Here is a 14118-nt window from a genome sequence, read left to right on the forward strand (position 1 = left end):
CTACTGCTTGACCTCGTACTCCTGCTTTTCCACGAGCTTGCCGTCCTGGAAGCAGAACCGGAAGATCCGGTCCGTTCCCACGGCGCTCGGCTGATTCTCGGCCAGCAGGGCCAGACATTCCGAGCCCGCCGGCCTCGGCGGCCCCTTGCGGGCGGCCCCGGCGGTCATGAAGTTCTCCCCGGTCGGCAGCCGGTCGCGGACGGACTGCTCCGACTCGCCCACGTGCACGGCGTCGAACTCGGCCCGGTCGATCATCGCGTCACTCGCCGAGTCCAACAGCAGCACCACTCCGGCGCCGAACACGATCACCAGCAGCACCACCGCCGCGAACGCGATCCCGCAGCCCACCGCGACGCCACCGGAACGGCTGGGCACGCGCACGGCCAGCTCCCGGTCCACCGCCCCCCAGTCCATCGGCTGCTCGCCGCCGTGGCCCGGCAGCGGACCGCGCGCGTACGCGTTGGCCTGCTGCCCGAAGTCGTCGGCCACGTCCACCACACCGGCCGGCTCCGCCCCGTACGGAAGGACCCCGGCCACCCGGAACCCGCCGCCCTCGACGGGGCCCGCGTGCACCATCCCGCCGACCAGCCGGGCCCGCTCGCGCAGCCCCGTCAGGCCCTGCCCGCCCGAGACCACCTCGTCGGCGGCCGGACCGGCCGACGGCCCGTTGGCGATCTCCACCACCAGCGAGTCGTCCTCGAACCGCAGCTCCACCGTGATCGACGCCCCCGGCGCGTGCTTGTACGCGTTCGTCAGGGCCTCCTGCACGATCCGGTACGCGGCGTGATCGCACGCCGCGACCAGCGGCCTCGGCTGCCCCGACGTGGTCAGCCGTACGTCGGTGCCCGAGCCCCGCGCCGCCTCCACGACCCCGGCGATACCGGCCACCCCGCGCGCCGCGGGCTGGGCCTCCTCCACGGGCGCGGGCGCCTCGACCCCGTCGCGCAGGATGCCGACGACCTCGCGCAGCTCGTGCATCGCGGCCACCGAGGCCTGCCGCAGCACCCCCACCGCCTCGCGCTGGCGGTCGGTGAGCTGCGGATCCACCTCCAGCGCCCCGGTGTGCACGGAGATCAGGGCCAGCTGGTGACCGAGGCTGTCGTGCATGTCCTGGGCGATGCGCTGGCGCTCGCGCAGCCTCGCCTGCCCGGCGACCATGGCCCGCTCGCGCAGCAATTGACCGTTGCGTTCCTGGAGCGCGCGCAGCAGCGTGCGGCGCTGCGACCAGTACCGGCTGGCCAGACCCGGCATCACGGTCGTCGCCAGGAACATCAGCGTGGAGAACACGATCACCAGCAGCGGCTGCATCTGCGCCCACTGGTCCACCACGCCGCAGCCGATCGCCGCCACGAAGGCGAGCGTGAAGGCGGCCAGGGCCCGGCCCACCCCGATGATCCGCCGCCCGGCCGACCACCCCAGGAGGGGCAGGACGAAGAAGGACCCGGGCAGGAAGTTGGCCAAGCCCGAGGCGATCACGAGCGTGCTGGCGGGCAGCCTGCGGCGCATCAGCGTCAGCAGCACCGCGGCCGCGGCGCCGAGCAGCATGCGCTGCCCGGAGGCGTTGCTGACCTCCTCGATGCCCAGGCCGAGTATGGCCAGCACGCCGCCGAGCGCCAGGTCCCCCGCCAGCATCCGCCGGGTCCACGGCTCCGGGCCCCTCAGCCAGTCCCAGCCGGCCCGCGTCTTCGCCTTCGCATCCACGCGCCCGACCCTAAACACCCGCACCGCGGCCCGACCGCCCTCTTTCGTCTCGCCCCGCACGACGAAAGTCGACCGGTGTCCCGTCCCCCTGCCGGCCGGGCCCGCCTTCACCGTCCCGTCGGGCCCGCGACGCGGGCGAAGACCAGCTCCAGCACGGCGACCCGGTCCAGCCGGGCCGGCCCGCCGGTCGTCCCGTCCAGGAACACCACCCGACGGCCGTCGTGGTGCACGTACAGCAGGTGCCCGCTGACCTCGGCGGCGCCGATGGCCCGCCGCACCCACACCACGCCCCGGGTGTCCGGTCCGGTCTCCTCGGCCCGCGCGATCACCTCGTCCCAGCTCGCGCACCGCAGCTCGCGCGCGGCCGGGAAGTGGCGGTGCAGCAGCAGTTCCCACCAGCCGGGCGCCTCGTGCGCCGGCTGCCACGGCAGCGGCGACGAGGGACCGCCCGCGAGCGCGGCGGCCGTCGCGACCACGCAGCCGCGCGCGTTCAGCCGCCACGCCTGCGCCTGCGGGTCGCGCTCGACCGGATCGTGCGTGTAGGCCGAGGCGTCGCCCCAGGGATCGTTCGAGGCGGGGTGGAAGGGCTCCCCGTGGTCCTTGGGCACCACGAGCGACGCCGCCAGCATCGGCGTGCGCGCACGGCCCGGCCGCTCGATGCTCCGACAGGCGAACAGCCTGGTCCCGGCGTCCTCGGCGACGGGCTCGATGCCCACCAGCTCGACGAGCCCGCCGTACGTCGACAGCAGCCACTCCAGCGCGGTCTGCCACGGAGCGGCCTTCGAGGTCTTCGCCGTGCCGGCCCGCTCCCAGCCGCCGTGGCGCACGTAGGCCAGGTACTCGTCGAGGGGCAGGTGCGTCGGCGGGAAGTCCGCCCGGAACCCGTCCTTGGGCACGATCACCACGCTGTGGAACGGACCCACCGGGGGATGCCCGGCGGCGGTGCCCTCCTGGGCGTCGTACCGGACGATCCAGGCCACCTCGTGCTCCTGGGTGAGCTCCGGCCGCAGCACGACCGTCCACGGCTCCGAGGCGAACGCCTGCTCAAGACGGGCCCGGGCCGCTTCGACGGCCTCGTTCGACGTGAGCATGTCTGGATCCTGACGGTGTCGGCCGGAGGGACACGAGCGGTCCCGCACGTCATGCGGACACAACTCGTCCCGTGATGCGGACAGTTGGATCACCCTAACCAGGTCCTGCGGAAAGACCACAGCTCAGGGGCCCCGAGGAGGGACGTACGTCACACACGCTCCCGGGGAAAACACGAAACGGCCGCCACCGCTTTCGCAGTGACGACCGTCTCGTCGATGTGGGCGAGGGGGGATTTGAACCCCCACGTCCCGAAGGACACTGGCACCTGAAGCCAGCGCGTCTGCCGTTCCGCCACTCGCCCGAGTAGCGCCCCAGTGGATCTTCCCTTTCGGGCCTTTCCCCTGGCGACGTCGAAACATTAGCACGGAGAACGGGGAGGATTCACATCGCTTTCCCGGCACCCCCTCGGCCCGCCGCAGACGGCCCCTCCCGCACTCCGCTCCCGGTGCGGGACACTGTCCCTGGAGCGCCCCTACGATCGCTTGTGAGGACCAACACTCGTCCTCACAGGAACGATGGGGAACCACCCGAATCCGCCACGCGTGGATACGATCAGTAAGCAGTACAGGGCGACAGCGACGGAGGAGGTGCCCCATGGGAGTTCTGAAGCGGTTCGAGCAGCGACTCGAAGGTCTGGTGAACGGCACCTTCGCCAAGGTGTTCAAGTCCGAGGTCCAGCCGGTGGAGATCGCCGGAGCCCTCCAGCGGGAGTGCGACAACAACGCCACCATCTGGAACCGCGAGCGGACCGTCGTCCCCAACGACTTCATCGTCGAGCTCAGCGCCGGTGACTACGACCGCCTGAGCCCCTACTCCGGGCAGCTCGGCGACGAGCTCGCGGGCCTCGTCCGCGACTACGCCAAGCAGCAGCGCTACAGCTTCATGGGCCCCATCAAGGTCCACCTGGAGAAGGCCGACGACCTCGACACCGGGCTCTACCGGGTCCGCAGCCGCACCCTCGCCTCCAGCACCTCCCAGCCGCAGGCAGGACCGCCCTCACCACAGGGCGGCTACGGCTACCCGCCGGAGAACCAGCCGCAGGGCGGCTACGGATATCCCCCGGTCGCGGCCCCGCCCATGCCGAGCGCCCCGCCCCCGGGCGGACCCGGCGCCCGGCGGCCCGTTCCCGGCGGGCCCGGCGGACCGGCCCCCGCGGCCGGCCCGGGCGGCGCCCGGCGCCACTGGATCGAGATCAACGGCACCCGCCACCAGATCTCGCGCCCCACGCTCGTACTCGGCCGAAGCACGGAAGCCGACGTGCGGATCGACGACCCCGGCGTATCCCGCCGGCACTGTGAGATCCGGACCGGAACGCCCTCGACGATCCAGGATCTCGGGTCCACCAACGGCATCGTGGTGGACGGGCAGCACACCACCCGCGCTACGCTCCGCGACGGCTCGCGGATCGTCGTGGGCAGCACCACCATCATTTACCGGCAAGCCGAAGGGTGAAGCGGGGGCAATGTCAGAGCTGACCCTGACGGTCATGCGGTTGGGTTTCCTGGCCGTTCTGTGGCTGTTCGTCATCGTGGCCGTACAGGTCATCCGCAGCGATCTCTTCGGGACGCGCGTGACCCAGCGCGGGTCCCGTCGTGGAGGCGGAGGCGCCGGCGGCGCCCCGCAGCAGGCGGGCCGCCAGGCCACGCCTCCACAGCAGCGCCAGCGGCGCGGCGCACCCACCAAACTCGTCGTCTCCGAGGGCATCCTCACGGGAACCACGGTGGCCCTCGCCGGCCAGACGATCACGCTGGGCCGCGCGCACGACTCCACGATCGTGCTGGACGACGACTACGCGTCCAGCCGCCATGCCAGGATCTATCCCGACCGTGACGGCCAGTGGATCGTCGAGGATCTCGGGTCCACCAACGGCACGTATCTCGACCGGACCCGGCTGACCACCCCGACGCCCATTCCGCCGGGCGCACCGATCCGCATCGGCAAGACCGTCATCGAGCTGCGGAAGTAGTACGAGAATGAGCGAGCGGAGCGAGCGCGCGGCGGTGATCCGTCCCACCGAGGACACGGACCCGAGCGCGCTCCCGACCGGAGGGTGGGCAGTGTGGCTCGAGACCGGTTGTACCCGGAGGCAGCTTCGTCGACAGGGCAGGTGCGCATGAGTCTGTCCCTGCGGTTCGCCGCCGGATCACACAAGGGCATGATCCGCGAGGGCAACGAGGATTCCGGTTACGCCGGTCCCCGGCTCCTCGCGATCGCCGACGGCATGGGAGGCCAGGCCGCCGGCGAGGTCGCGAGCTCCGAGGTGATCTCCACCCTCGTACAGCTCGACGACGACGTCCCGGGCTCCGACATCCTCACCTCCCTGGCCACGGCCGTGCAGCGCGCCAACGACCAGCTGCGCGTGATGGTCGAGGAGGACCCCCAGCTCGAGGGCATGGGCACCACGCTGACCGCCCTGCTGTGGACCGGCCAGCGCCTCGGCCTCGTCCACGTCGGCGACTCCCGCGCCTATCTGCTCCGCGACGGCGTCCTCACCCAGATCACCCAGGACCACACCTGGGTGCAGCGCCTCGTCGATGAGGGGCGCATCACGGAGGAAGAAGCCACCACCCACCCGCAGCGCTCCCTCCTGATGCGCGCGCTCGGCAGCGGCGACATCGTCGAGCCCGACCTCTCCATCCGTGAGGTCCGAGCCGGTGACCGCTACCTGATCTGCTCCGACGGGCTGTCCGGCGTCGTCTCGCACCAGACCCTGGAAGAGACCCTCGCCGACTACCACGGTCCCCGCGAGACCGTGCAGTCGCTGATCCAGCTCGCCCTGCGCGGCGGCGGACCCGACAACATCACCTGCATCGTCGCCGACGTCCTCGACACCGACAGCGGCGACACCCTCGCCGCCCAGGTCAGTGACACCCCGGTGGTCGTCGGCGCGGTCGCCGAGAACCAGCACCAGCTCTTCGACAGCGGCAACGCCATGCAGACCCCGGCCGGCCGGGCCTCGGGCCTCGGCCGCCGGGGCCAGCCCCCCGCCGGCGCCTTCGGCCCCCCCGGCAGCGGCGACGCCCCCGGCTACGGCTACTCCGACCAGGGCCAGGCCCAGGGCGGCAACGGCTACGGCACCTTCGGCGAAGCCGACGCCTACACCGCCGACCCGGGCTACGAGGACACGTACAACCACCCCCGCAGGCGCCGCAGCAAAGGGCGCAAGTGGACCACCCGTACGCTGACCCTGCTCATCGTCGCCGGCGTCATCGGCGGCGGCCTCTACGCGGGCTGGCGCTGGACCCAGACCCAGTTCTACGTGGGCGTGAAGGGCGAGCACGTCGCGCTCTTCCGCGGCATCAGCCCGAAGCTGGGGCCGCTGGAGCTCTCCAAGGTGGAGACCGACCGCCCCGACATCGAACTGAAGTACCTGCCGCCCTTCAAGCAGAAGCTGGTCGAGGCCACCATCAGCGAGAACAGCTTCGACGCCGCGCGCAAGAAGCTCGACGACCTCGGTGTCCAGGTGTCCGCCTGCAAGAAGGACGAGGAGCGCCGCAACGCCGAGGCGCAGAACAGCCAGACGCCCGCCCCCAGCCTGACTCCCGAGGAGCAGCAACTGGTCGGGCTGTGCGGGAAGTAGTAGACATACGCGGGCGCAGGGGGCCTGCCACACCATGAGCGTAGTCACCAATACGACCACCATCGGCGCCATCGAGCTGCCGAGCAGGCGGAACACCGAACTCCTGCTGCTCGGCTTCGCCGTGCTCATCCCGATGTTCGCCTACGCCAACGTGGGCCTCGCGATCAACGGCACCCTGCCCCCCGGCATGGTGCTCTACGGCCTCGGCCTCGGCGCCCTCGCCGGGATCGCGCACCTCGTCGTGCGCCGGTACGCCAAGTACGCCGACCCGCTGCTGCTGCCGCTGGCGACCCTGCTCAACGGGCTGGGCCTCGTCCTGATCTGGCGCCTGGACCAGTCCGAGCGCCTGCAGAACCTCGCCAAGCGGTCCTTCGGCGCGTTCTCCCCCTCCGCGCCGCGCCAGATGATGTACACGGCGCTCGCCATCGCCCTGTTCGCCGCCGTCCTGCTGGTCCTGAAGGACCACCGCGTCCTGCAGAGATTCACGTACATCTCGATGGCGGGCGCCCTGGTCCTGCTGATCCTGCCCGTCGTCCCGGGTCTGGGCGCCGACGTCTTCGGCGCGAAGATCTGGATCAGCGTGGGCGGCTTCTCCATCCAGCCCGGCGAGTTCGCGAAGATCGTCATCGCGATCTTCTTCGCCGGCTACCTGATGGTGAAGCGCGACGCGCTCGCCCTGGCCAGCCGCCGCTTCATGGGCCTCTACCTGCCGCGCGGCCGCGACCTCGGCCCGATCCTGATGATCTGGGCGATGAGCCTGCTCGTCCTCGTCTTCGAGAACGACCTCGGCACCTCGCTGCTCTTCTTCGGCATGTTCGTGATCATGCTGTACGTGGCCACCGAGCGCACCAGCTGGATCGTCATCGGCCTGCTGATGTCGGTGGGCGGCGCCGTGGTCGTCGGCACCTTCGCCAGCCACGTCCAGGCCCGTGTCAACGCCTGGCTCGACCCCTTCGGCTGCTACGCCACCTCGGGCGCCTGTGAGCAGGTCGGCCAGTCGATCATGAGCTTCGGTTCCGGCGGCGTCCTCGGCGCCGGCTGGGGCCAGGGCAACTCCGACCTGATCGGCTTCGCCGCCAACTCCGACTTCATCTTCTCCACCGTCGGCGAAGAACTCGGCCTCGCCGGCGTGATGGCCTTCCTGCTGCTCTACGGGCTCATCATCGAACGGGGCGTGCGCACCGCGCTCGCCGCCCGCGACCCCTTCGGCAAGCTCTTCGCCATCGGCCTCTCCGGCGCCTTCGCGCTCCAGATCTTCGTGGTCGCCGGCGGCGTCATGGGCCTCATCCCCCTCACCGGCATGACGATGCCCTTCCTCGCGTCCGGCGGTTCCTCCGTCCTCGCGAACTGGATCCTCATCGCCATCCTCATCCGGATCAGCGACACCGCACGCCGCCCCGCACCGGCCCCCGCCCCGTCCCCCGACTCCGAGATGACCCAGGTGGTCCGTCCGTCATGAACAAGCCCCTGCGCCGCATCTCGCTGTTCTGCGGGCTGCTCGTCCTCGCCCTGCTGATCCGCACCAACTGGCTGCAGTACGTGCAGGCCGAGGAGCTCAGCACCCGCAAGGAGAACCGACGGGTCCAGATCGCCCAGTACGCGACCGAGCGCGGCAACATCATCGTCAAGGGCGGCGAGCCGATCACCGGTTCCAAGGTGACCGACGGCAGTGACTACAAGTACAAGCGGACCTACACGAACGGCGAGCTCTGGGCTCCCGTCACCGGGTACGCCTCGCAGGCCTTCGGCTCCACCCAGCTGGAATCCCTCGAGGACGGCATCCTCACCGGCAACGACGACCGGCTGTTCTTCGACCGCACCATCGGCATGTTCACCGGGGAGAAGAAGCAGGGCGGCAACGTCGTCACCACGCTGAACCCCGAAGCCCAGAAGGCCGCCTTCGAGGCGCTGGGCACGAAGAAGGGCGCCGTCGCGGCCATCGACCCGCGCACCGGCGCCATCCTGGCCCTGGTCTCCACGCCCTCGTACGACCCCTCGCGCTTCGCGGGCAACTCCAAGGACGACGAGAAGGCCTGGGTCGAGCTGAAGGACAGCGAGGACAAGAACCTCGTCAACCGCGCCCTGCGCGAGACGTACCCGCCGGGCTCCACCTTCAAGGTGGTCACCGCGGCAGCCGCCCTCGAGCACGGCGTCGTCCAGGACATCAACGCCCCCACGGACACCCCCGAGCCGTACTTCCTGCCGGGCACCAAGACCGTGATGGTCAACCACGCCGCGGGCTGCGAGAAGGCCAGCCTGAACAAGGCCCTCGAGGTCTCCTGCAACTCCGTCTTCGCGAACATGGGCGACAAGGTCACCCGCGACAAGATGGTGGAGACCTCGGAGAAGTTCGGGTTCAACAACGACAAGATCGACATCCCGGTCCGCGCGTTCGCCAGCATCTACGACAAGAAGATGGGCAAGGACGGCAACGCCCAGAGCTCCATCGGGCAGTTCAACACCGCCGCCACCCCGCTCCAGATGGCCATGGTCACCGCCGCGATCGCCAACGACGGCAAGCTGATGAAGCCGTACATGGTGGACAATCTCACGGCCCCCAACCTGGACATCATCGAGAGGCACGAGCCGCAGGAGATGAGCCGGCCGCTCTCCGCCGCCAACGCGGAGAAGGTGCAGCAGATGATGGTCAACGTCGTCGAGCACGGCACCGGCACCAAGGCCAAGATGAAGGACGTCACGGTCGGCGGCAAGACCGGTACGGCGCAGCACGGCGAGGGCAACAAGAAGCGCCCCTACGCCTGGTTCATCTCCTACGCCGAAAACCAGGACAAGACCTCGCCCGTCGCCGTCGCCGTCGTGATCGAGGACAGCGAGGCGGAGCGCGAGGACATCAGCGGTGGCGGTCTGGCCGCTCCCGTGGCCAAGGCGGTCATGCAGGCGGTACTGAACAGCCAGGGGTGATCGAGGGACGACGGGCCGGAGTTCAGTGACTCACATCACAGAATTCCGCCGCGTCCGCGCGTACGGTACCGGTCCAGTATCAGCCTGTGGCCACGAACCGATCACCGACGATCGGCCGGTAGCCTTTGCGCGAACAGCACACCGCCGGACCACACACAGGTGCGGTCGGGACTGACGGAGAGGGCTGCAACGTTATGGAAGAGCCGCGTCGCCTCGGCGGCCGGTACGAGCTGAGCCACGTGCTCGGCCGTGGTGGCATGGCCGAGGTCTACCTCGCTCACGACACCCGGCTCGGCCGTACCGTCGCCGTCAAGACCCTGCGCGCCGACCTCGCCCGTGACCCGTCCTTCCAGGCCCGGTTCCGGCGCGAGGCCCAGTCGGCCGCGTCGCTGAACCACCCGGCGATCGTCGCGGTCTACGACACCGGCGAGGACTACGTCGACAACATCTCCATCCCGTACATCGTGATGGAGTACGTCGACGGTTCCACGCTGCGCGAGCTGCTGCACTCGGGCCGCAAGCTGCTGCCCGAGCGCACCCTGGAGATGTGCATCGGCATCCTCCAGGCCCTGGAGTACTCGCACCGCGCCGGCATCGTGCACCGCGACATCAAGCCCGCCAACGTGATGCTGACCCGCACCGGCCAGGTCAAGGTCATGGACTTCGGCATCGCCCGCGCCATGGGCGACTCCGGCATGACCATGACGCAGACGGCCGCCGTCATCGGCACCGCCCAGTACCTCTCGCCCGAGCAGGCCAAGGGCGAGCAGGTCGACGCGCGCTCCGACCTCTACTCCGCGGGCTGCCTGCTCTACGAGCTGCTCTGCGTCCGGCCCCCGTTCGTCGGTGACTCCCCCGTGGCCGTCGCCTACCAGCACGTACGGGAAGAGCCGCAGCCGCCGTCGAACTTCGATCCCGAGATCACGCCCGAGATGGACGCCATCGTCCTCAAGGCACTGGTCAAGGACCCCGATTACCGCTACCAGTCGGCCGACGAAATGCGCGCCGACATCGAGGCCTGCCTCGACGGCCAGCCCGTCGCCGCCGCGGCGGCCATGGGCGCGACCGGCGGCTACGGCTATCCCGACCAGGGCCACGGTTACGGACCCCAGGGCTACGACCAGCCCACCGCCGCCCTGCGCACCGCCGACCCCGGCGCCCAGACGTCGATGATGCCGCCCATGCCCCCGGGCGACGGCGGATACGGCTACGGCGACCAGGGCCACGGCGGCTACGACCAGGGCGCGAACCGCCGCCAGAAGAAGAGCAAGGCGTCCACCGTCCTGCTCGTCGCGGCGGGCATCCTCGTCCTGGTCGGCGCGATCCTCATCGGCCAGACCCTCTTCCGCGACACCGCCGACAACCGGCCGACCGTGCCCAAGCTCATCGGCCAGACCCTCGAACGGGCGCAGAAGAGCGGCGACGCCGTCGGCCTCAAGGTCGTCAAGGGCCCCGACGCACCCTGCGACGACCAGCCCAAGGGCAACGTCTGCAAGCAGGAACCCGCGGCCGACACCAAGGTCGATGACGGCACCCCCATCACGGTGACGATCTCCACGGGTGCGCCCAAGGTGGCGGTCCCCAGCGTGGTCAACCTCAAGTTCGAGGACGCGGAGAAGCTGCTCAAGGAGAAGGGGCTGCAGGTCGACCGCAAGCCCCAGGAGTCCGTGCGCGCCGCCGGAACCGTCCTCGAGCAGACCCCGAACGGCGGCGAGGCGGAGCGCAACAGCGTCGTCACGCTGACCGTCGCCAAGGAGATCACCAAGGCCGACGTGCCCGAACTCAGGGGCAAGACGAAGGACGAGGCGATCAAGGCGCTCACGGAAGCCAAGCTCAGGCTCGGCAGCGTGACGGAGAACGAGCAGCCCGGAGCCGCACCGGGCACGGTCGTCGATCAGCAGTTCGCGGCGGGCCAGCAGCTCGAGGTGGGCAAGACGGTGAACGTCACCATCGCCAAGGCCTCGACGCAGACCGCGGTGCCCAACTTCGCCGGCCTCACCGTGGACCAGTACAAGGACGAGCTGAAGCGTGCCAACCTCCGGCTCGGCATCGTCACCGGCGCGACGGACGGCAACGCGATCGTCGTGCGCTCCGACCCGCAGCCGGGGACCCAGGTCAACACGGGCCAGACCGTGAACCTGATCGCCTTCGGCGGCGGCGGCCAGCAGCAGGGCGGCAACAACAACGGCGGCGGCTTCGGCGGCCTGGGCGGCTAGCGCGCCCCCGTCGTAGTCGCGGCCACGACGCACGAAGGTCCGGCCCCCTCCCGTTCCCGGGAGGGGGCCGGACCTTCGTGCGTCGCGTCACTGTGCGGCCGCCTGCGGCCGGATCCGGGATGCGTGGGCCTCCTGGGACTCAGGAGGCGTCAGCGGCGCCCACAGGGGCCTTCTGGGGCCTCCTGGTGGGGCCGGGGTCCGCTCCGGGCCCGGGGGCGCTCAGCGCAGCTCGGCCGGCGGGGTCCGCTTCGCGTCCACCTTCTCCGTCCGGACCAGCTCGCCCCACACGACGTACCGGTACTTCGAGGTGTAGACCGGCGTGCAGGTGGTGAGCGTGACGTACCGGCCGGGGGCGGTCTTCCCCGAGTCCTTGGGGACGGCGTTGATCACGTCGGTGTTGTACTTCGAGGTCTGGCGCAGCTCCGCGAAGACCTTGTAGACGTACCAGGTGTCGCGCGTCTCGAAGACGATCGCGTCGCCGCTCTTCACCTTGTCGATGTTGTGGAACTTCGCCCCGTGGCCGTCCCGGTGCGCGGCCAGCGCGAAGTTGCCCTTCTCGTCCCACGGCAGCGCGGACTTCACCGGCTCCTTGTAGTACCCGGCCACGCCGTCGTCGAGGGTGTCCGGGTCGGTGCCCGGCTTGACGAGCACCTCGCCGTTCTTCATCGCCGGTACGTGCAGGAAGCCGACGCCGCCCTGGGTGTCCAGCGCCCCGGGTGCGGCGGCCTGCGGGGAGGGGGTCTGCCACTGCTGGCGGATCTCGTCGCCGCGCGCCGCCGCCTGGCGGTCGGCGAGCACGTTCGTCCACCACAGCGAGTAGGCCACGAACAGGCCGAGCACCAGGCCCACGGTGATCAGGACCTCGCCCAGCAGGCTCAGGAATCCGGCGAGCACACTGCGGTTGCCGGCGGGCGGGGCCGCGGCGCGGCGGCGGGCACGAGACACTGCTGATTCGTCCTTAGCTGGTCAGCGCGGGCGGCGGGCCCTGGCTTCGGGGGCGTTCCTCGGTCATCCTGCCCCATACGATCATCCGGTAGGTGCTGGTGAACTCCGGGGTGCAGGTGGTCAGCGTGATGTACCGGCCCTCGGACGTGAATCCCGAACCCTCCGGAACCGGCTTGATCACCGCCACGTTCGTCGGCGGTGTCTGCGCGAGCGACGAGGTCATCTCGTACGTGTAGTAGGCGTCCCGGGTCTCGACCACGACGGGATCCCCGGGCACCAGCTTGTTGATGTAGCGGAACGGCTCGCCGTGGGTGTTGCGGTGTCCGGCCACCGCGAAGTTGCCCTGTTTGTCGGCCGGCATCGCCGTCTTCAGCGCGCCCTCGCCGTAGTGCCCGACCATGCCCTTGTCCAGCACCTTCGGCTTGCTGATCCCCTCCGCGACCGGGACCTTCACGTCCAGCTTCGGGATGTGAAGGATCGCGAAGCCCTGGCCGGGTTCGAAGGCCGTCACGGGCGGTGCGGCAGCCCCGGCGGCCCCCGGGTCCCGTTCCCAGGTCTGGCGCAGGGAGCCGGCGGCGCCGTTCGCCACCCGCTCCGCCAGCAGGTTCGTGTACCAGAGCTGGTAGGCGACGAACAGCAGCATCACCAGGCCCAGCGTGATGAACAGCTCTCCGCCCAGCCGGCTCGCGATGACCACCGGGCCTCCCGAGGCCGGCCGCCTGCGCCGCCGGCCGCCCCGCCTGCGGGTGCGTCGGGCGGCCTGTTTCGCGGCCTGCTGAGCGGCCCTGCGTCGCGCGGCCCGGCCCTCCGTGGGCGCGGACGGCGCGACCGCGGTCACGCGACGGCCTTGCCCACCACCGGGGCGAGCCCCACCGAGCGCTCCACGGCACCCGTGTCGCCGCACCGCACCAGCCAGTTGGCGAGCATCCGGTGACCCCACTCGGTCAGCACCGACTCGGGGTGGAACTGCACGCCCTCGACGTCGTGCTCCCGGTGGCGCAGCCCCATGATGATCCCGTCCTCGGTCCGCGCCGTGACCTCCAGCGCGTCCGGCAGGGTCCCGGGCTCGGCGGCGAGGGAGTGGTAGCGGGTCGCGGTGAACGGCGACGGCAGTCCTTCGAAGACCCCGAGCCCCTCGTGGATCACGGGGGAGGTCTTGCCGTGCAGGAGCTCGGGAGCCCGGCCCACGACGCCTCCGTAGGCGACCGCCATGGACTGCATGCCGAGGCACACGCCGAAGACGGGGACGGCCGTGCGCGCGCAGTGGCGGACCATGTCGATGCAGACGCCCGCCTCCTCCGGCGTACCGGGGCCGGGGGACAGCAGCACGCCGTCGAAGCCGTCCTGCGCGTGCGAGAGCTCGACCTCGTCGTTGCGCAGCACCTCGCATTCGGCACCGAGCTGGTAGAGGTACTGGACCAGGTTGAAGACAAAACTGTCGTAGTTGTCCACAACCAGAATGCGCGCGCTCACGGAGTGGCTCCCGATCCCTCGTCCACCGTCACATCGTTGAACGGAAGAAGCGGCTCGGCCCACGGGAAGACGTACTGGAAGAGCACGAAGACCACCGCGAGAACCAGTACGAGCGAGATCAGCGCGCGTACCCACGCGTTTCCCGGCAGGTGCCGCCAGATCCAGCCGTACATGCCGCCTGATTCCTTT

General features: G+C 70.4%; 11 protein-coding genes, 1 tRNA gene and 1 pseudogene. 6 read left to right on the forward strand and 7 right to left on the reverse strand.

Annotated features, from left to right (window positions below; all coding sequences use genetic code 11):
- From OG594_RS01530 to OG594_RS01540, 3 genes are all read right to left on the reverse strand, one after another.
- The gene (locus OG594_RS01530; protein WP_266594704.1) at window positions 1-1701 is read right to left on the reverse strand and encodes a sensor histidine kinase; all 1701 of its coding nucleotides are present in this window, start codon (window positions 1699-1701) and stop codon (window positions 1-3) included.
- Window positions 1702-1808: 107 nt separating this feature from the next.
- Complete coding sequence (locus tag OG594_RS01535) at window positions 1809-2792, reverse strand: toxin glutamine deamidase domain-containing protein (protein WP_266594705.1); 984 nt, start codon at window positions 2790-2792, stop codon at window positions 1809-1811.
- A gap of 219 nt (window positions 2793-3011) precedes the next feature.
- A tRNA-Leu gene (locus OG594_RS01540) sits at window positions 3012-3094 on the reverse strand.
- Between the two features lie 293 nt (window positions 3095-3387).
- Between OG594_RS01540 and OG594_RS01545 the strand changes: the two genes are divergently transcribed.
- The 6 genes from OG594_RS01545 to pknB all read left to right on the forward strand — a co-directional run bounded on the left by OG594_RS01545 (window position 3388) and on the right by pknB (window position 11511).
- Window positions 3388-4245: a DUF3662 and FHA domain-containing protein gene (locus OG594_RS01545; protein WP_266594706.1), complete on the forward strand. Its 858-nt coding sequence runs from the start codon at window positions 3388-3390 to the stop codon at window positions 4243-4245.
- 10 nt (window positions 4246-4255) lie between these two features.
- Window positions 4256-4759 carry an FHA domain-containing protein gene (locus tag OG594_RS01550; protein ID WP_030013067.1) on the forward strand — a complete coding sequence of 168 codons (504 nt, stop codon included), beginning with the start codon at window positions 4256-4258 and terminating at the stop codon, window positions 4757-4759.
- A 93-nt stretch (window positions 4760-4852) separates the two neighbouring features.
- On the forward strand, window positions 4853-6373 hold the full coding sequence (locus OG594_RS01555) for a PP2C family serine/threonine-protein phosphatase (protein WP_323185150.1): 1521 nt from the start codon (window positions 4853-4855) through the stop codon (window positions 6371-6373).
- Window positions 6374-6407: 34 nt separating this feature from the next.
- Complete coding sequence (locus tag OG594_RS01560) at window positions 6408-7832, forward strand: FtsW/RodA/SpoVE family cell cycle protein (RefSeq protein ID WP_266594708.1); 1425 nt, start codon at window positions 6408-6410, stop codon at window positions 7830-7832.
- The gene (locus tag OG594_RS01565) at window positions 7829-9295 is read left to right on the forward strand and encodes a penicillin-binding protein 2 (protein ID WP_266594709.1); all 1467 of its coding nucleotides are present in this window, start codon (window positions 7829-7831) and stop codon (window positions 9293-9295) included. The genes OG594_RS01560 and OG594_RS01565 overlap by 4 nt, the downstream gene beginning before the upstream one ends.
- Before the next feature lie 194 nt (window positions 9296-9489).
- The gene (gene pknB / locus OG594_RS01570; protein ID WP_266594710.1) at window positions 9490-11511 is read left to right on the forward strand and encodes a Stk1 family PASTA domain-containing Ser/Thr kinase; all 2022 of its coding nucleotides are present in this window, start codon (window positions 9490-9492) and stop codon (window positions 11509-11511) included.
- Window positions 11512-11730: 219 nt separating this feature from the next.
- Here the strand turns inward: pknB and OG594_RS01575 are convergent, their stop codons facing one another.
- The 4 genes and pseudogenes from OG594_RS01575 to OG594_RS01590 form a co-directional block, all read right to left on the reverse strand.
- Window positions 11731-12456 carry a class E sortase gene (locus OG594_RS01575; RefSeq protein ID WP_266594711.1) on the reverse strand — a complete coding sequence of 242 codons (726 nt, stop codon included), beginning with the start codon at window positions 12454-12456 and terminating at the stop codon, window positions 11731-11733.
- 13 nt (window positions 12457-12469) lie between these two features.
- Window positions 12470-13156, reverse strand: a pseudogene (locus OG594_RS01580) (class E sortase); the annotation flags it as partial.
- Window positions 13157-13290: 134 nt separating this feature from the next.
- Window positions 13291-13929 (reverse strand): aminodeoxychorismate/anthranilate synthase component II, encoded by a 639-nt coding sequence (locus tag OG594_RS01585; RefSeq protein ID WP_266594712.1) that lies wholly within the window; start codon window positions 13927-13929, stop codon window positions 13291-13293.
- Window positions 13926-14102 carry a hypothetical protein gene (locus OG594_RS01590; RefSeq protein WP_030011120.1) on the reverse strand — a complete coding sequence of 59 codons (177 nt, stop codon included), beginning with the start codon at window positions 14100-14102 and terminating at the stop codon, window positions 13926-13928. The genes OG594_RS01585 and OG594_RS01590 overlap by 4 nt, the downstream gene beginning before the upstream one ends.
- Window positions 14103-14118: the final 16 nt, after the last annotated feature.

Source organism: Streptomyces sp. NBC_01214, assembly GCF_026340975.1.
Taxonomy (GTDB): domain Bacteria; phylum Actinomycetota; class Actinomycetes; order Streptomycetales; family Streptomycetaceae; genus Streptomyces.

What these genes read in the sequence shown, in the direction of transcription:
- OG594_RS01535 (WP_266594705.1), bottom strand. Translation starts at nt 2,792, where the DNA reads ATGCTCACGTCGAACGAGGCCGTCGAAGCGGCCCGGGCCCGTCTTGAG.
- OG594_RS01545 (WP_266594706.1), top strand. Translation starts at nt 3,388, where the DNA reads ATGGGAGTTCTGAAGCGGTTCGAGCAGCGACTCGAAGGTCTGGTGAAC.
- OG594_RS01550 (WP_030013067.1), top strand. Translation starts at nt 4,256, where the DNA reads ATGTCAGAGCTGACCCTGACGGTCATGCGGTTGGGTTTCCTGGCCGTT.
- OG594_RS01560 (WP_266594708.1), top strand. Translation starts at nt 6,408, where the DNA reads ATGAGCGTAGTCACCAATACGACCACCATCGGCGCCATCGAGCTGCCG.
- OG594_RS01565 (WP_266594709.1), top strand. Translation starts at nt 7,829, where the DNA reads ATGAACAAGCCCCTGCGCCGCATCTCGCTGTTCTGCGGGCTGCTCGTC.
- pknB (WP_266594710.1), top strand. Translation starts at nt 9,490, where the DNA reads ATGGAAGAGCCGCGTCGCCTCGGCGGCCGGTACGAGCTGAGCCACGTG.
- OG594_RS01590 (WP_030011120.1), bottom strand. Translation starts at nt 14,102, where the DNA reads ATGTACGGCTGGATCTGGCGGCACCTGCCGGGAAACGCGTGGGTACGC.